Below are 16027 nucleotides of genomic sequence, written 5' to 3' on the forward strand. Positions count from 1 at the left end.
ATGTCTCACACCGCCCAGACGGTGCGTCCGCCCACCGGAGATGGCAGAATGGCGGCGTCAGACGAACCCGGGGACCACACCGGCCACGAGGATCGAACCGACCACTATCAGGGACAACGATGTCTGAGCAAAATGTTTATGGTGCACATTCGGCGCCCGGCGCGCCCCGGACCAAAATCCGCACCCACCATCTGCAGAAAATGAAGGCCGAAGGCCACAAGTGGGCCATGCTCACGGCCTACGACTTCTCCACGGCCCGCGTGTTCGACGAAGCCGGCATCCCGGTGCTGCTGGTCGGTGACTCGGCCGCAAACGTCGTGTACGGCTATGACACCACGGTGCCCGTCTCGATCGACGAGCTGATCCCGCTGGTGCGCGGCGTCGTCCGCGGCGCGCCGCATGCGCTTGTCGTCGCCGACCTACCATTCGGAAGCTACGAGGCCGGGCCCGCCGCCGCGCTGGCCGCCGCCACCCGGTTCATGAAGGAGGGCGGCGCGCACGCGGTCAAGCTCGAGGGCGGCGAACGGGTCGCCGAGCAGATCGCGTGCCTGACCGCGGCAGGCATCCCTGTGATGGCGCACATCGGCTTCACGCCGCAAAGCGTCAACAGCCTCGGCGGATTTCGGGTGCAGGGCCGCGGCGACGCGGCGGAACAGACCGTGCACGACGCGATCGCCGTCGCCGAGGCCGGCGCGTTCTCCGTCGTGATGGAGATGGTGCCGGCCGAATTGGCCACCCAGATCACCGGCAAGCTGACAATCCCGACCGTCGGCATCGGCGCCGGGCCCAACTGTGACGCCCAGGTGCTGGTGTGGCAGGACATGGCCGGGATGAGCAGCGGCAAGGCGGCCCGATTCGTCAAACGGTTCGCTGATGTCGGTGACGAATTACGCAGGGCTGCAACGCAGTACGCAGAGGAAGTGGCCAGCGGGGTTTTCCCGGGCGAGGAACACTGCTTCTAGGGATCACGCGCGTCGTCGCCGGTTACGAATCGGCGCCTAGGCTCGCGGACACGCCGCGGCGGCCGCGCGCTGGCCGGCTCTTAACCCGCGTGTGGCACGCTATGTAGGCCTGTCCACGACCGTCGACGACCGTCCCAAGACCGCGACGACGCGCCCCCAACGGAGCCGAAAATGCCTGGAAACGCGCCGGAAACCTCGCGTCATTTGGAGGTAGAGCGCAAGTTCGACGTCGTCGAATCGACCGTGACGCCGTCGTTCGAAGGCATCGCGGCGGTGGCGCACGTCGAGAGATCACCGACCCAGTCGCTGGATGCGACGTACTTCGACACGCCGACGCAGGACCTGGCGCGCAACAAGATCACGCTGCGCCGACGCACCGGTGGCCACGACGCGGGCTGGCACCTCAAGCTGCCGGCCGGACCCGATGCCCGCACCGAGATCCGTGCACCGCTGGAGGCCTCGACCGAGGACACGGTGCCCGCCGACTTGCTGGACGTGGTGCTGGCCATCGTGCGCGACCGGCCCGTCAAACCGGTCGCCCGGATCGCCACCCAGCGCGAAAGCCAGGTGCTCTACGGCGCCGCGGGCAACGCGCTCGCCGAGTTCAGCAACGATCACGTCAAAGCGTGGGCGGCCGGAGCGGCCGAAGACGCCGATTCGGGCCCCGTCGAACAAGAGTGGCGCGAATGGGAATTGGAACTCATCGAAACGGATGGGGACGCTGCCGGTGAGGGCGGCAACGAGCTGTTGAGCCGGCTGAGCAACCGGCTGCTCGACGCCGGTGCCCGTCCCGCCGGCCACGGCTCCAAGCTGGCCCGGGTCTTGGGCAGCACGGTCCCGCCCGACGACCGGCGTCTCCCCGACGACCCGGTCCAGCGCGCGGTGGCCGAGCAGGTCAGCGAGCTGATGGTGTGGGATCGCGCCGTGCGCGCCGACGCCTACGACGCCGTACACCAGATGCGGGTGACCACCCGCAAGATCCGCAGCCTGCTGCGGGACGCCGACGAGTCTCTCGGGCTGACCGACGGCGACTTCGCGTGGGTCCTCGACGAACTGCGCGAGCTCGCCGGTGTGCTGGGTGTGGCGCGTGACGCCGAGGTGCTCACGCAGCGCTACGAAGCAGAACTCGACCGGCTGCCGGCCGAGCTGGTCCGCGGGCCGGTGCGCGAGCGCCTGGTGGAGGGCGCCCAGCGGCGCTACCAGACCGGGTGGCGGCGCTCGCTGATCGCGATGCGCTCGCAGCGCTACTTCCGGCTGCTCGACGCGCTGGAGGCACTCGTGGCCGAACGGCCGGCCACCGCCGCCGGCGAGGAGGCGGCGCCGCCGCCGGTGACGATCGACGCCGCCTACAAGAAGGTGCGCAAGGCGGCGAAGGCCGCCGCCCAGGCCGAGCAGGCCGCCGAGGCAGGCGAACTCGTCGAAGAGATCTCCGAACATCACGACCCCGATGAGGCGCTGCATCTGATTCGCAAGCGCGCCAAGCGACTTCGTTACACCGCCGCGGCGACCGGCGCCGACGAAGTGTCCAAGCAGGCGAAGGTCATCCAGACGCTGCTGGGCGATCATCAAGACAGCGTGGTCAGCCGCGAACACCTGCTGCACGAAGCCGACGCCGCGCAGGCCGCCGGCGAGGACACGTTCACCTACGGCCTGCTCTACCAGCAGGAGTCCGACCTGGCCGACAGCTCCCGCCAGCAGCTCGGCGAGGCGCTGCGCAAGCTCGACAAGTCGGTGAAAAAAGCGCACTGACGGGCGGCGGCCTCGGGCGGGGCGGGCGAGTTGGCCTGTAAGCCGGATTCTGTTCCCCGCCGCCGCGGCGTAGCCAACGACGGCGGGGCGGCGACCATCCATCTGGACACACCGTCGCCGGGTGCCTCGAGCGGCCTACCCGCAGGCTCGGGCGAGCAGCCCTCAAACGCCTGCGCGGCCGCACACGAGGTGCGGCCTTCTTGGCCTTGCTTCGGGTGGGGTTTGCCTAGCCACTCCGGTCACCCGGAATGCTGGTGCGCTCTTACCGCACCGTTTCACCCTTACCACCACGAGGGCGGCGGTTTGCTTTCTGTGGCACTGTCCCGCGAGTCACCTCGGATTGCTGTTAGCAATCACCCTGCTCTGTGAAGTCCGGACTTTCCTCGACTCGGATCACGAGCCGCGGCCGCCCGGCCAACTCGTCCGCACGAAACACGGTACCCGTCAGAGCAAACTGCTGACCAGCGGCCGCCCGGCGTGTTTCGACCATTGCCCAACAAGACGGTTGGTGTCACGCTGGCGGGATGACAGAAGCCAATGCTTACGTCGACCAGGCCTTGACGGGGCTCGCCGAGCCCCAGCCGATGTACAAGGCACTGCGCGAGTCGACGCCGGTATTCCGGTCGCCGGGGGCGGTGGTTCTGAGCCGCCTGGCCGACATCGAGATGGCACTCAAGCACACCGAGCTGTTCTCGTCGAACATGGATGCGGTCGACCTTGGCAACATCCGGCCGCTCATCCCCCTGCAAATCGACCCGCCCGACCACGCGAAGTACCGCCGCATTCTCGATCCGCTGTTCACCCCCCGCGAAATGGCGCGACGCGAACCCGGCGTCGCCGAGCTGGTGAACGAGATGATCGACCGGTTCGTCGATCGGGGCGAATGCGACTTCCACGAAGAGTTCGCGGTGCCGCTGCCGTGCACGGTCTTCCTGCAACTGCTCGGCCTGCCGCTGGAAGACCTCGACCGGTTTCTGGCGTGGAAGGACGGCGTGATCCGCCCGGAGGGCGATTCCGGCTTCGACCGCCGCCATGACTCCGCGGCGCCGGTCGCTCAACAGATTTACGACTACTTCGACCGCGCCATCGACGAGCACATCGCCAACCCGCGCGACGATGTGCTGTCCGCGATGATCGCGGCGGAGGTCGACGGCCAACCGTTGACGCGCCACGAGCTGCTCGACATCTGCTTCCTGTTCCTGATCGCGGGCCTGGACACCGTCACCGACTCGCTGGACTGCTTCTTCGTCTACCTGGCGCGACACCCCGATCATCGCCATCAGCTGGTCGCCGAGCCCGACATCCTGCCGCACGCGATCGAGGAGTTATTGCGCTGGGAGACACCGGTTCCCGGCGTGGTGCGGGTCGCCATGCAGGACGTCGAGGTGGGCGGCTGCCCCATCAGCAAGGGCGAACGGGTGAGCCCGCTGCTCGGTGCGGCCAACACCGACCCGGCGGAATTCCCCGATCCGGAACTGGTCGACTTCCGCCGCAGCCCGAATCGGCACCGCGCGTTCGGCGGGGGCGCGCATCGCTGCCTCGGGTCTCATCTCGCCCGCATGGAGCTTCGGGTAGCGCTGCGCGAATTCCACCGGCGCATACCCGATTACGAGATCAAACCGGGCATGCACCTGACCTATACCGCGGCGTTGCGGTCGGTGGAATCGCTGCCGCTGACCTTCCCCGTGGCATGACTAAGGTTTCGGTGGACCCCGACCGGTGCACCGGCCACGGACGCTGCTATACGCTGGCGCCCGACGTCTTCGACGCCGACGACGTCGGTCACTGCCTCGTGCGCGTCGAGGACGTCTGCAATGACCTCGAATCAGCCGCCAAGCTCGGCGAGCAGAACTGCCCCGAACAAGCAATCAGTCTGACCGAGTGAGCTCGAGGCGATGATGGAATTAGCTGCCCTGCTGTGCAACCACGCCGAGGTCCAGAACAACCGGTTGTACGTCTCGGGCGGCGGCATCGATCAGACCGACATTCCCGTGGGCAGGCGCGGCCCGTGGTCGGTGTCGCTGGCCATCGGGCTCAGCGTCGAAGTTCCTTGGATCGAGACGGACAAAGACCACGTCATCCACATCGCCCTTGTGGACGCCGATGGTAAACCGGTTGAGGTGCAAACAAATTCAGCTGTCCGCCGGCCATTCGGTGTGGACCTGCGGTTCAGGATCGGTCGTCCTGCGCAGCTCGAGACGGGCGCGAGCCAGAACGTTGCGCTGGCCGTCAACATGCCGTCGCTACCCTTCGAGGAACTCGGGTCCTACGCCTTCGTTGTCAGCGTCGATGACGCCGAACTGCGACGCCTGCCCTACCGGCTGGTGCGTCAGCAGACGATGACGGTTGCAACGGACGGCCCCGCGGGCGGCGGCCGGGTGATTCCAACCGTGAGCTAGAGATAGCTCGTCTGGTTGACCAGGCGCACCGAAGACGCTCCGTCGGAATAAAATTCGGCGATGCTCAGCGAGGCCAGGTCCAGGTGCAGCCGGTACAGGATGCCGGGCCCGGCCTCCAGCGCCAGGCGCAACAGCATCTTGATCGGCGTGACGTGGGAGACGACCAGCACCGTCGTGCCTTCATGCGCGGCGACGATGCGCTCCCGCGCCCGGTACACCCGGTCGAGCGCCTCGTCGAAGCTTTCCCCACCCGGTGGCTTCGTGCTGGTGTCCCGCAGCCAACGCCGATGCAGTTTGGGATCCCGCTCGGCGGCCTCCGTAAACGTCAGCCCCTCCCAGGCGCCGAAGTCCGTCTCGATCAGATCGTCGTCCACGGTCACGTCCAGGCCCACCCCTTTGGCCGCCGCCGTGGCGGTGTCGTATGCACGTTGCAGCGGCGAGGACACCACGGCGGCGATCCCGCCGCGCTGCGCCAAATAGGCCGCCGCCGCTGAGGCTTGGCGCCGGCCGAGTTCGGTCAGTTCCGGGTTGCCCCGCCCCGAGTAGCGACGGTGCAGCGACAATTCGGTCTGCCCGTGCCGCAGCAGCAGCAGTCGGGTGGGAGTCCCGCGCGCGCCACTCCAGCCGGGTGAGGATTGCGCCGCAACGGCTTTCGCGGGCTCCGGGGGCGCGTCCCGGCCCGCAAGGCCGCCGGCCGCCGCGTCCATCGCCTCGTTGGCCAACCGGTCGGCATGTGAATTGCGAGCCCGCGGAATCCAGGTGTAGCTGACCCGATCGAACCGCGACGCCAGCACGCGGGCTTGGCCGTGCAGCTCGGCCAGGTCGGGATGCTTGACCTTCCACCGCCCGGACATCTGCTCGACCACCAGCTTCGAGTCCATCAGGACCTCGACGTCGCTGGCGCCGAGCCGGGCGGCGTCGTCCAGACCCGCTATCAGGCCGTGGTATTCGGCGACGTTGTTGGTCGCGATGCCGATGGCACGCTTGGACTCGGAGAGCACGCGCAGGTCGTCCTTACTGCGCACCACGGCGCCGTAACCGGCCGGACCGGGGTTGCCCCGCGATCCGCCGTCGGCTTCGACGACGACCTTCACTGCCCGAACCCCTTAACTCGCAGCAGGATCGCGCCGCATTCTGGGCAGCGCACCACCTCGTCTTCGGCGGCCGCCGAGATGCGGGCCATCTCGCCGCGGTCGATCTCGATCCGGCACGCCCCGCACCGGTGGCCCAGCAGTTGCCCGGCGCCCGGTCCGCCCCGCGCGCGCTGCCGTTCGTAGGCGGCCGACAAATCGGGGTTCAAGGTCGCCACCAAGGTGTCCCGACGCGACGATTGGGATTGGCGCGCCGCGTCCACTTCGGCGGTCGCCGCCTCGAGGGCCTGCTGCGCGCCGGCTAGTTCCTCCTGCAGCGCCTCGATGGCCTCCTCCTCGGCGGTCAGCTGGCTCTGCAATTCCTCGCGGTGCTCCATCACGTCCAGCAGGGAATCTTCCAGACTCGCCTGGCGGCGTTCCAGGGTGTCCAGTTCGTGTTGCAGGTCCGACAACTGCTTGGCATCGGTGCCACCTGACTGCAGCAACGCCCGGTCCCGTTCTTCGCGCTGGCGCACCGCATCGATTTCGGACTCGAACCGCGATACCTGGGCGTTCAAGTCCTCCAACGCGATTCGCACCGCGGCCACCCGATCGCCGACGGCGGCGTGTTCGGCTCGGATCCGCTCCACAGCGTCGCGCTGCGGCAGATGCGTGGCCCGATGCGCTATCCGGAACAGCTCCGCATCGAGCTCCGCGAGTTCCAAGAGCGAACGCTGCTGTCCCACTTCGGCCTTCATATCTACTCTCCCCCGCAATTGCCAAGGTTCCACGGGTCGGTACGCAGCGTGGACACCCGCACGGTCAGCAAGGCACCAAACCGAGACCGCAGCAGCTGCGCGGCCTGGTCGCACCACGGGAATTCGCTGGCCCAGTGCGCGACGTCGACCAGCGCCACCTCCGAGGCCCGGCGATGCTCGTCAGCGGGATGGTGGCGCAGGTCGGCCGTGACGTAGGCCTGCGCGCCGGTGCGGGCCGCGGCGGCCAGCAGCGAATCCCCGGCGCCGCCGCAGACCGCGACGCGCGAGACGGCCAGGTTCGGGTCGCCCGCGGCACGCACCCCCCACGAGGTCTGCGGCAGCGCCCGGGTCACGCGGGATACGAATGCGCGCAATGGTTCCGGTCGCGGCAAGGCGCAGATGCGGCCCAGCCCCGTGTCGCCGGGCAGAGGCACCATGGCGAAGACGTCGAAGGCGGGCTCCTCGTAGGGATGGGCGGCGCGCATCGCCGACAGCACGTCGGCCCGGATGCGTGCGGGAGCGACGACCTCGAACCGGTCTTCCTCCACCCGCTCGACCGTGCCGACCCTGCCCACCGCGGGCGCGGCCCCCTCGTGCGGCAGGAATTGCCCGATGCCGCCGACGCTCCAGCTGCAGTGCGAGTAGTCGCCGATGTGACCGGCGCCGGCGTCGAACACGGCCGCCTGCACAGCTGCCGAGTTCTCGTGCGGCACGTAGATGACCCACTTGTCCAGGTCCTCGGTGTTCGAAACCGGTTCGAGCACGGCCTCGACGGTGAGGCCGAGCGCGGCGGCCAGCGCGTCGGAGACCCCGGGTGACGCCGAGTCGGCGTTGGTGTGCGCGGTGAACAGGGAACGCCCGGTTCGGATCAGGCGATGCACGAGGGCACCCTTGGGCGTGTGGGCCGCGACCGAGTCGACCCCGCGCAGCAGCAGCGGGTGATGGGCCAGTAGCAGGCCGCCGTCGGGGACCTCGTCGACGACGGCCGCGGTGGCGTCGACCGCGATGGTCACCGAGTCCACCGCGTCGTCGGGATCTCCACAGACCAGTCCGACTGAATCCCACGCCCGCGCCAGGCGCGGCGGATAGGCCTCGTCCAGCGCCTCGATGACGTCGGATAGCCGTACGCTCACCGGTAGCTCCCGTTGGTCTCGCACCTGGTTGACGGAGCGATCTCGTGGATCGCCTGGACCAGCAGCGGCCACTCGCGGCGCACCGCCGCCCGCAGATACTGCTCGCCCAGGCCGACGAAGGTATCACAGCGGCGAACCGCAATCTCCTTGCGCTGCAGGTTGGTTCGTAGCCGAACCGCGTCGGGAGTGCGGAACAGGACGAATGGCGCCCGGCCAGCGACTACCTCGACTCCCACCGACGCCAGACCCACCGCCATCTCCGTGCGCAGCTGAGCCAACCGGACGGCATCGGCGGCCGCCTCGGCGACGGCGTCGGCGGCACAGCAAGCCTCGATGGCCGCCAGCTGCAACGTGCCCACCGGCCAGTGCGCGCGCTGGGTGGTCAACCGCGCCAACGCCTGCGGCGGGCCAAGCGCGTAGCCCACCCGCAGCCCGGCCAGCGACCACGTCTTGGTCAGGCTGCGCAGCACCAGTACGTCGGGCAGCGAAATACCCGCCAACGACTCCGGTTCGCCGGGAATCGCGTCGGCGAAAGCCTCGTCGACCACCAGGACCCGCCCCGGCCGGCGCAACGCCAGCAGCTGCTCGCGGTTGTGCAGCACCGCGGTGGGATTGGTCGGGTTGCCCACCACCACCAGGTCGGCGTCCTCGGGGACCGCGGCCCCGTCGAGGCCGAACGGCGGCCGCAGAACGACGTGGTGCACGGGCACTCCGGCCGCACTTAGGGCCACGGCCGGCTCGGTGAACGACGGCGCGATGAGCGCCGCCTTGGCCGGGCGCAGGTTGGCCAACAGCGCGAAGCCTTCGGCGGCGCCGGCCAGCGGCACCACCTCGTCGCGGGCTCGGCTGTGTCGCACCGCGACCGCGTCGCGGGCGCGGCGCTCGTCCGCGCCGCTCGGGTAGGCCGCCAGGTCGCACAGCCGCGCGGTCAACCGTGCCGTCAGCCATTGCGGCGGCCGACTGTGCCGCACGTTGACGGCGAAATCGAGCATGCCCGGCGCGACAGCCTGGTCACCGTGGTAGCGCGCCGCTGCGGGCGCGCCCGGGTCCAGACTTGCCATCCCCGAAACACTAATGGGCCGCCGGGGGACGGATTACGCGACCGGCAGATCAGACGAAGCGCTGGACGAACTTCACGGCGACGTCGGCCACTTCTTTCCAGCCGCTGTCGATGACCAGGGAGTGGCCGCGGGCCGGAATTCGCTCGATCTCGGTGACGCCCGGGTTGTGCTTGGACTGGATTTTGAAGGTGGCCTCGGTGATTGGCAACGGCACGGTGTGGTCGTTTTCGCCCGCGATGATCAGCAGCGGACCACGGTCGGGATTCTTGGAGTCCACCCGGGTTTCGCTGAGCGGGTTGAAGTTCGCCACCGCCGCCTGGAAGAGAGGCAACCCCGGCGCGGGCACGTGGAACGTCTCGTGCAGTTCTTTGGCTTCGGCCTCATCGAGATTGTTGGCCCATCCGTATTTGAACTGCTCGAAGTTCAGGGCAATCGCCTTGCCGTAGTTCGTTGGATTCCCGAGCACGGGGAATGCCGACCGCAACGAGGAGATCGGCAGCGGCAGCACACCCCGGAATGGGGCGTTGTCGATCGAAACCGTCGCCGCAGAAGCACCGGTGCCGGCGATTTTCTGCGCGATCAATCCGCCGAACGAGTGGCCCACCACCGCGGGCTTTTTCGTCAGCCGCCCGATGGCGTCCAGATAGTGGTCGGTCACGCCCTGAACCGTTTTGTGCGCAAACACTTGTGGACGTTCGAACGCCTCGGCGACGGTGGCCGGGTCATCGGGCCAGCCCGGAGCGATGGTCGTGTACCCGTTGGCTTCGAACAGGTCACGCCATCGTTGCCAGCTGCTGGAGAGCAGCCACAGCCCATGGACGAACACCACTGGGGTCAGCCCAGAGTCGTTCGCTCTTTCGATCTCCGCCTGTTCCCAGGCCGCGACGGTGCTGTCGGTCATGGTCGTTCCTCTCGAGTTCGCCGTGCCGGTAACTGGGGGCGGCCCGCCCCGGTCGACGAGGCGGCGGGTGGGACGAATTATTTGCCGGGCACCGCCAAAACGCTAGGCGAGGGAGCCCTTTGCGGGCCAGACATAGAATCCGCATAGAAATAACTCGACCGATGGCGCCGGGTCGGCTCGGCCGCCGGCAGAGCCACGCAATGCCGGTGCCGCCGCATCAAGGACAATGGTGGCGTGACCGGCACAGTCTCCACCGACCGCGCGGCGCCGCAGCTGGTGATCTTCGATCTCGACGGCACCCTGACCGACTCCGCCGAGGGGATCGTGACCTGCTTCGTGCATGCGCTCGCACACGTCGGTGCCGAGGTGCCCGACGGTGACCTCGCGGCCCTGATCGTGGGCCCGCCGATGGACGAGACGTTCCATTCGATGGGGCTAGGCGAGCATGCCGACGCGGCGTTCGCGGCGTTCGCGGCCGAATACGGCTCTCACGGCTGGTCGATGAACAGCCTCTTCGACGGGATCGAGCCGCTGCTCGCCGATCTGCGTGCCGCCGGCACCCGGCTGGCCGTGGCGACCTCGAAGCTAGAGCCGACAGCCCGGCGGATCCTCGCCCACTTCGGGCTCGACGAGCATTTCGAGGTCATCGCCGGCGCGTGTCCCGATGGCACGCGCAGGAGTAAGGAAGAGGTGCTGGCGCACGCCCTGGCGCAACTGCAGCCGCTGCCCGACCGCGTGCTGATGGTCGGCGATCGCAGCCACGACGTGGAAGGCGCGGCCGCCCACGGCATCGACACCGTGGTGGTCGGCTGGGGCTACGGACGGGACGACTTCGCCGACGACGCGCACCCGGTCGTCGGGGTGACGCACGCGGCGACCGTCGACGAGCTGCGGAGGGCGTTGGGTGTCTGAGCCGCTGCACGTGACGTTCGTCTGCACCGGCAACATCTGCCGGTCGCCGATGGCCGCGAAGATGTTCGCCGATCAACTCCAGCGGCGCGGGCTCGACCACGCGGTGCGGGTGACCAGTGCGGGCACCGGGAACTGGCATGTCGGCAATCGCGCCGACGAGCGGGCAGCGCGAGTGCTGCGCGCCCACGGTTACTCCACCGAGCACCGCGCGGCCCAGGTCGACGACGACCACCTGGGCGCGGACCTGGTGATTGCGCTGGGCCGCAACCATCTTCGCCAATTGCAGCAGCTCGGTGTCGACGAGGACCGCATCCGGATGCTGCGCTCGTTCGATCCCCGGTCGGGTGCCTACGCCCTGGACGTCGAGGACCCCTACTACGGCGACCACGCCGACTTCGAGGAGGTTTTCACCGTCATCGAGGCCGCCCTGCCCGGCCTGCATGCCTGGGTCGACGAGCAGCTGGCGCGGAACGGACACCGTTGATGCGCCGCTTGGCCTTTCTGCTGCGGCCGGGCTGGATAGCGCTGATCCTGGTCGTGATCGCCTTCACGTATCTGTGCTTCATGGTGCTCGCGCCGTGGCAGCTGGGCAAGAACACCCGGACCTCGCGGGAGAACCAGCAGATCTCGAATTCTCTCAACACCGCCCCCGTATCGCTGAAAACCCTGCTGCCGCAGCAGAATTCGTCGGCACCTGATGCGCAGTGGCGCCGGGCGACGGCGACCGGGCACTACCTGCCCGACGCCCAGGTGCTGGCGCGGTTGCGCGTGGTGGAGGGCGACCAGGCTTTCGAGGTGCTGGCGCCGTTCGTCGTCGACGACGGCCCCACCGTTCTGGTCGACCGAGGTTACGTGCGGCCCGAGCCCGGCTCGCACGTCCCGCCGATCCCCCGCCTTCCGCAGGACACCGTGACGATCACGGCGCGGCTGCGGGATTCCGAGCCGGACCTGCCGGGCAAGGACCCGTTCTCCCGCGACGGTTTCCAGCAGGTGTATTCGATCAACACCGAACAGGTTTCGGTGCTGACCAAGGTGCCGCTGGCCGGCTCGTATCTGCAACTGGTCGAAAATCAACCCGGCGGGCTCGGCCTCATCGGCGTCCCGCATCTGGATGCCGGACCATTTCTGTCCTACGGAATCCAGTGGATCTCGTTCGGCATCCTGGCGCCGATCGGGCTGGCGTACTTCGCGTACTCCGAGATTCGCGTGCGCCGCCGGGAGCGGCAGCAGGCGCCGAAACCGGACACCCCGCCGACCGTCGAGGCGAAACTCGCCGACCGCTACGGCCGGCGCCGCTGAGGCTGCACTCAGGCCAGGCGCCCTCGCCCATCGACGCACGCTCAAGCCGTCAACGCACACCGGCCAGCCCGGCCGCGACCACCGCGGCCGCCAACTGCACCGCCCGCGACAGCGCCACCGCCCGACGCAGGTCGGCGACGATCGGTTGCGGGCCGTCGCCGAGGGTGGGCCGGATCTGCAGCTCGTGGCGATACTGCGTGGGGCCGCCGAGCCGCACGCCCAGCGCGCCCGCGAAGGCCGCCTCCACAACGCCGGCGTTGGGGCTGGGATGCCGTGCCGCGTCGCGGTGCCAGCTGCGCAGCGCCTGCGCCGGCGAACCGCCGACCACCGGCGCGCACGCCGCCACCAGCATCGCGGTGACCCGGGCGCCGACGTAATTGGCCGCGTCATCCAATCGTGCTGCGGCCCAACCGAATCGGGCGTAGCGCGGCGAGCGGTGGCCGATCATCGAATCCAGCGTGTTGACGGCGCGGTACGCCAACGCCGCGGGCGCCCCACCGGCCGCCGCCCACAGCAGCGGCGCCACCTGGGCGTCCGACGTGTTCTCGGCGATCGACTCCAGCGCCGCGCGCGTCAGGCCGCCGCCGTCGAGCTGAGCCGGGTCGCGCCCGCACAGCGACGGCAGCAGCCGCCGCGCGGCCTCGACGTCGCCGCGGTCCAGCAGCGCGGCCATGTCCAGGCCGGTGCGCGCCAGCGTGGTCCCGCCCAGCGACACCCAGGTGGCCGCGGCCGTCGCGGCAACCGACCACAGCGGGCCGCGGCGCGCGACGGCGCGCTGCACAACAAATCCGAGCAGACCTACCAGTCCGACCGCGATACCCACGTGCACCGCGCCGTCGAGTTCGGCGTCGCGGTAGGTGACCCGCTCCAGCCGGGCGACGGCATGGCCGAACACCGCAACCGGATGGCCCCGCCGCGGGTCGCTCACGGCGAGGTCGGCCAAATAGCCGGCCAGCACACCGACGGTCCGCGCCCGCGTCACAAACACCCGCGAAGCGTCTCACAAAGCGGTCATACTCGTTCTCGTGAGGCGACAACCGCGATGAAGCGACCCGCGACCCGGGTCGCCGACCTGCTGAACCCGGCGGCGACGCTGCTGCCCGCCGCGAACGTGATCATGCAGCTGGCATTGCCCGGGGTCGGGTACGGCGTGCTGGAAAGCCCGGTGGACAGCGGCAACGTCTACAAGCATCCGTTCAAGCGGGCCCGCACCACCGGCACCTACCTCGCGGTGGCGACCATCGGGTCCGAGTCCGACCGCGCCCTGATCCGCGACGCCGTTGACGTCGCGCACCGCCAGGTTCGGTCATTGCCGTCGAGCCCGGTGTCCTACAACGCTTTTGACCCGAAGCTGCAGGTGTGGGTGGCCGCATGCCTGTACCGCTACTTCGTCGACCAGCACGAGTTCCTGTACGGGGCCCTCGACGACGCCGCCGCCGACGCCGTCTACAACGACGCCAAGAAGTTGGGCACCACGCTGCAAGTGCCCGAGCGGATGTGGCCACCGGACCGGGTCGCGTTCGACGAATACTGGAAGCGCTCGCTCGACGAGCTGCGCATCGATCCCCCGGTCCGCGAACATCTGCGCGGGGTGGCCGCGGTCATCTTCTTGCCGTGGCCGCTCAATGCGCTGGCGGGGCCGTTCAACCTGTTCGCGACGACGGGATTCTTGGCCCCGGAGTTTCGGGCGATGATGCAGCTGGACTGGTCGGACAAACAGCAACGCCGTTTCGAACGGCTGCTGTCCGCCCTGCGGTTCGCCGATCGGCTGATCCCGCATCGCGCGTGGCTCCTCGGCTATCAAATATACTTGTGGGACATGCGATTTCGGGCGCGCCGCGGCTGGCGGATCGTCTGAATGGGGCGGCACACCTTCGCGCCTGCAGGCCGACGCGACGCCGGCTGTGGCCGACCGTGAAACCGGCGCCGGCCGCCGGACGAGTCGCGTCGGCAGCTTCACACTCGACGATGGGCACTCAGCGCACCGTCGCGAAAAACGCGCGGACGTCGTCGACGAACAGCTCCGGTTGTTCGAATGCGGCGAAGTGGCCGCCGCGCGGCATCGCGGTCCAACGGGTGATGTTGTAGTTCGGCTCGCACCAGCTGCGTGGCGGCTTCAGCAGCTCACCGGGGAAAGCGGCTACGCCCGTGGGCAGTTCGACGCGGTCGCCGCCGCGCCATACCCGGAAGCTCTCCCAGTACAGCCGCGCCGACGACGTGGCGGTGCCGGTTACCCAATACACCATCACGTTGTCGAGCAGCTCGTCGCGGCTCAGCGCATTTTCGGGATGCCCGTCGCAATCCGTCCACGCCCAGAACTTCTCGACGATCCACGCCAGCTGCCCCACCGGCGAATCGGTCAGGCCGTAGCCCAGCGTCTGCGGCCGGGTGGACTGCTGCGTGGAATAACCGATGCCCCACTTGCGGTGGTTTGCCAGCCCTTCCAGGGCCGCCTGCTCGTCCTGAGTGGGGTTTTTTAGGCTCTCGGGCGACGGCGAACCGATCGGCATGTTCAGATGAATGCCCGCACAGTGGCCACCGTTTCGCCCGATCTGGGTGGTGACCGCCGCGCCCCAGTCGCCCCCCTGGGCGCCGTAGCGGTCGTAGCCCAGGCTTTGCATCAGGGTCGCCCACGCCTCAGCGATCTTCTCCACGCCCCATCCCGTGCGGCTGGGCTTGCCGGAAAAGCCGTACCCGGGCAGCGACGGGCACACCACATGGAAGGCGTCCTCGGAGCGCCCCGAGGGCGGATTGGTAAGCGGCTCAATCACTTTGTGGAACTCCACGATCGAACCGGGCCAGCCGTGCGTGATCACCAGCGGAAAGGCATCCTGGTGCAGGGAACGCTGGTGGATGAAATGCAGTTCCAGCCCGTCGATCTCGGTGACGAACTGGTCGAAGCGGTTGAGCGCGGCCTCCCGCGACCGCCAGTCGTATTCGGTGGCCCAGTAGTCGGCAAGCTCGCGCGTGTACGCCAGCGGGATGCCCTGGCTCCAGTCGTCCACGCACTCGGCTTCCGGCCAGCGCGTGCGCGCCAGACGCGCGCGAAGATCATCGAGAACGTCGTCGGCAACTTCGATTCGAAACGGCTTCACCCATCCATAGTGCCGCTGCGTGCGCGACACTCCACGCGCGGGCCGGGCCGCGCCGGCACGTCGCCGGGCGGCTATCCGGCCTGCTCGCTTTCGTCTTTGACGCGCAGTAGCTCGTCGCGCGCCCGCGCCACCCGGGAGCGGATGGTGCCGACCGGGCATCCGGCGACTACAGCCGCTTCGACGTAGGACAGGCCGAGGACCTGAGTGAGGATCAGGGCTTCGCGTCGTTCGGGAGCGAGTTGATCGAGCAGCATCCGGATTTCGACGGCGTTTTCGATCCGGCTGCCGTCGGCGGGCCCCAGCCCCTCCATTTCTTCGAGGTCGACGTGGATGGTGCGAGGCCGGCTGGCGTTGTAACGGATCTGGTCGACGACGACACGGCGGGCGATCGACAACAGCCAGGTCCGCGCGGTCGACCGGCCACTGAAACGAACCAAGGAGCCGATCGCTCGCAGATACGTCTCCTGAGTCAGGTCGTCGGCACTGCCCGGGTCAGCGAGATAAGCCACCAATCGCCAGACGTCGCGCTGGGTTGCCTCGATGAACCGCGACAGCGCGGCCCGGTCACCCTTTCCGGCGGCGATAGCGAGACGGGTAATTTGGTCATCGTCGCCGCTTGTCCCCACGGACAGTGAGCGTAGGCCATAAGTGTTGCCCAATGTATTGGGAACTTTCTGCTAGGCCGCAA

Annotated in this window: 17 protein-coding genes and 1 other RNA gene; 9 read left to right on the forward strand and 9 right to left on the reverse strand. The window is 68.7% G+C overall.

From position 1 onward, the window contains the following. The first annotated feature begins 119 nt into the window (after window positions 1-119). Both panB and MSG_RS15525 read left to right on the forward strand, forming a co-directional pair. Window positions 120-962 carry a 3-methyl-2-oxobutanoate hydroxymethyltransferase gene (gene panB / locus MSG_RS15520; RefSeq protein ID WP_096440967.1) on the forward strand — a complete coding sequence of 281 codons (843 nt, stop codon included), beginning with the start codon at window positions 120-122 and terminating at the stop codon, window positions 960-962. 171 nt (window positions 963-1133) lie between these two features. Then, entirely contained in the window at window positions 1134-2711 is a 1578-nt protein-coding gene (locus tag MSG_RS15525) for a CYTH and CHAD domain-containing protein (RefSeq protein WP_096440969.1), read from the forward strand. Window positions 2712-2733: 22 nt separating this feature from the next. Here the strand turns inward: MSG_RS15525 and rnpB are convergent. Then, window positions 2734-3133: RNase P RNA component class A (gene rnpB / locus MSG_RS15530), an RNA gene on the reverse strand. Between the two features lie 102 nt (window positions 3134-3235). Between rnpB and MSG_RS15535 the strand changes: the two genes are divergently transcribed. From MSG_RS15535 to MSG_RS15545, 3 genes are read left to right on the forward strand one after another with little or no spacing between them, the layout of a single operon-like run. Beyond that, the gene (locus MSG_RS15535) at window positions 3236-4405 is read left to right on the forward strand and encodes a cytochrome P450 (RefSeq protein WP_096440971.1); all 1170 of its coding nucleotides are present in this window, start codon (window positions 3236-3238) and stop codon (window positions 4403-4405) included. Next, complete coding sequence (locus MSG_RS15540) at window positions 4402-4596, forward strand: ferredoxin (protein ID WP_096440973.1); 195 nt, start codon at window positions 4402-4404, stop codon at window positions 4594-4596. Before MSG_RS15535 ends, MSG_RS15540 begins: the two co-directional genes overlap by 4 nt. Window positions 4597-4609: 13 nt before the next feature. After that, on the forward strand, window positions 4610-5110 hold the full coding sequence (locus MSG_RS15545; protein WP_181159173.1) for a DUF6941 family protein: 501 nt from the start codon (window positions 4610-4612) through the stop codon (window positions 5108-5110). Here the strand turns inward: MSG_RS15545 and MSG_RS15550 are convergent. From MSG_RS15550 to MSG_RS15570, 5 genes are read right to left on the reverse strand one after another with little or no spacing between them, the layout of a single operon-like run. Beyond that, complete coding sequence (locus MSG_RS15550; RefSeq protein WP_096440975.1) at window positions 5107-6204, reverse strand: bifunctional RNase H/acid phosphatase; 1098 nt, start codon at window positions 6202-6204, stop codon at window positions 5107-5109. The genes MSG_RS15545 and MSG_RS15550 overlap by 4 nt on opposite strands. Then, window positions 6201-6938, reverse strand: a complete 738-nt coding sequence (locus tag MSG_RS15555; RefSeq protein ID WP_096440977.1) for a zinc ribbon domain-containing protein — start codon at window positions 6936-6938, stop codon at window positions 6201-6203. Before MSG_RS15555 ends, MSG_RS15550 begins: the two co-directional genes overlap by 4 nt. A gap of 2 nt (window positions 6939-6940) precedes the next feature. Next, a complete protein-coding gene (locus MSG_RS15560) occupies window positions 6941-8071 on the reverse strand; it encodes a Nif3-like dinuclear metal center hexameric protein (RefSeq protein WP_096440979.1) in 1131 nt (376 codons plus the stop codon). After that, a complete protein-coding gene (cobC, locus tag MSG_RS15565) occupies window positions 8068-9132 on the reverse strand; it encodes an Rv2231c family pyridoxal phosphate-dependent protein CobC (protein ID WP_096440981.1) in 1065 nt (354 codons plus the stop codon). Before cobC ends, MSG_RS15560 begins: the two co-directional genes overlap by 4 nt. A 49-nt stretch (window positions 9133-9181) precedes the next feature. Beyond that, window positions 9182-10033: an alpha/beta hydrolase gene (locus MSG_RS15570; RefSeq protein ID WP_096440983.1), complete on the reverse strand. Its 852-nt coding sequence runs from the start codon at window positions 10031-10033 to the stop codon at window positions 9182-9184. A 234-nt stretch (window positions 10034-10267) separates the two neighbouring features. Between MSG_RS15570 and MSG_RS15575 the strand changes: the two genes are divergently transcribed. Genes MSG_RS15575 through MSG_RS15585 form a run of 3 tightly spaced genes read left to right on the forward strand, consistent with a single transcriptional unit; the run spans window position 10268 to window position 12244 of the window. Continuing rightward, window positions 10268-10945 (forward strand): HAD-IA family hydrolase, encoded by a 678-nt coding sequence (locus MSG_RS15575; RefSeq protein WP_170063163.1) that lies wholly within the window; start codon window positions 10268-10270, stop codon window positions 10943-10945. Further along, a complete protein-coding gene (locus MSG_RS15580) occupies window positions 10938-11429 on the forward strand; it encodes a low molecular weight protein-tyrosine-phosphatase (RefSeq protein ID WP_096440985.1) in 492 nt (163 codons plus the stop codon). Before MSG_RS15575 ends, MSG_RS15580 begins: the two co-directional genes overlap by 8 nt. Beyond that, entirely contained in the window at window positions 11429-12244 is an 816-nt protein-coding gene (locus MSG_RS15585) for an SURF1 family cytochrome oxidase biogenesis protein (RefSeq protein WP_096440987.1), read from the forward strand. The genes MSG_RS15580 and MSG_RS15585 overlap by 1 nt, the downstream gene beginning before the upstream one ends. Before the next feature lie 49 nt (window positions 12245-12293). Here the strand turns inward: MSG_RS15585 and MSG_RS15590 are convergent, their stop codons facing one another. Further along, window positions 12294-13232 (reverse strand): cobalamin biosynthesis protein, encoded by a 939-nt coding sequence (locus MSG_RS15590; RefSeq protein WP_096440989.1) that lies wholly within the window; start codon window positions 13230-13232, stop codon window positions 12294-12296. A gap of 54 nt (window positions 13233-13286) precedes the next feature. On the opposite strand from MSG_RS15590, the gene MSG_RS15595 reads away from it, so the two are divergent. Next, complete coding sequence (locus tag MSG_RS15595) at window positions 13287-14102, forward strand: oxygenase MpaB family protein (protein WP_096440991.1); 816 nt, start codon at window positions 13287-13289, stop codon at window positions 14100-14102. 118 nt (window positions 14103-14220) lie between these two features. Here MSG_RS15595 and MSG_RS15600 read toward each other — a convergent pair whose 3' ends face one another. Beyond that, entirely contained in the window at window positions 14221-15339 is a 1119-nt protein-coding gene (locus MSG_RS15600) for an epoxide hydrolase family protein (protein WP_096444580.1), read from the reverse strand. Between the two features lie 71 nt (window positions 15340-15410). After that, entirely contained in the window at window positions 15411-15965 is a 555-nt protein-coding gene (gene sigC / locus MSG_RS15605) for an RNA polymerase sigma factor SigC (RefSeq protein WP_096440993.1), read from the reverse strand. Between the last annotated feature and the right edge of the window lie 62 nt (window positions 15966-16027).

It is taken from the genome of Mycobacterium shigaense, from assembly GCF_002356315.1.
GTDB classification, from domain to species: Bacteria; Actinomycetota; Actinomycetes; order Mycobacteriales; family Mycobacteriaceae; genus Mycobacterium; species Mycobacterium shigaense.

Bases quoted from the DNA above. Each gene is read 5' to 3' on its own strand.
- panB (WP_096440967.1), top strand. From the start codon at position 120: ATGTCTGAGCAAAATGTTTATGGTGCACATTCGGCGCCCGGCGCGCCC.
- MSG_RS15525 (WP_096440969.1), top strand. From the start codon at position 1,134: ATGCCTGGAAACGCGCCGGAAACCTCGCGTCATTTGGAGGTAGAGCGC.
- MSG_RS15535 (WP_096440971.1), top strand. From the start codon at position 3,236: ATGACAGAAGCCAATGCTTACGTCGACCAGGCCTTGACGGGGCTCGCC.
- MSG_RS15540 (WP_096440973.1), top strand. From the start codon at position 4,402: ATGACTAAGGTTTCGGTGGACCCCGACCGGTGCACCGGCCACGGACGC.
- MSG_RS15545 (WP_181159173.1), top strand. From the start codon at position 4,610: ATGGAATTAGCTGCCCTGCTGTGCAACCACGCCGAGGTCCAGAACAAC.
- MSG_RS15555 (WP_096440977.1), bottom strand. From the start codon at position 6,938: ATGAAGGCCGAAGTGGGACAGCAGCGTTCGCTCTTGGAACTCGCGGAG.
- cobC (WP_096440981.1), bottom strand. From the start codon at position 9,132: ATGGCAAGTCTGGACCCGGGCGCGCCCGCAGCGGCGCGCTACCACGGT.
- MSG_RS15570 (WP_096440983.1), bottom strand. From the start codon at position 10,033: ATGACCGACAGCACCGTCGCGGCCTGGGAACAGGCGGAGATCGAAAGA.
- MSG_RS15585 (WP_096440987.1), top strand. From the start codon at position 11,429: ATGCGCCGCTTGGCCTTTCTGCTGCGGCCGGGCTGGATAGCGCTGATC.
- MSG_RS15595 (WP_096440991.1), top strand. From the start codon at position 13,287: ATGAAGCGACCCGCGACCCGGGTCGCCGACCTGCTGAACCCGGCGGCG.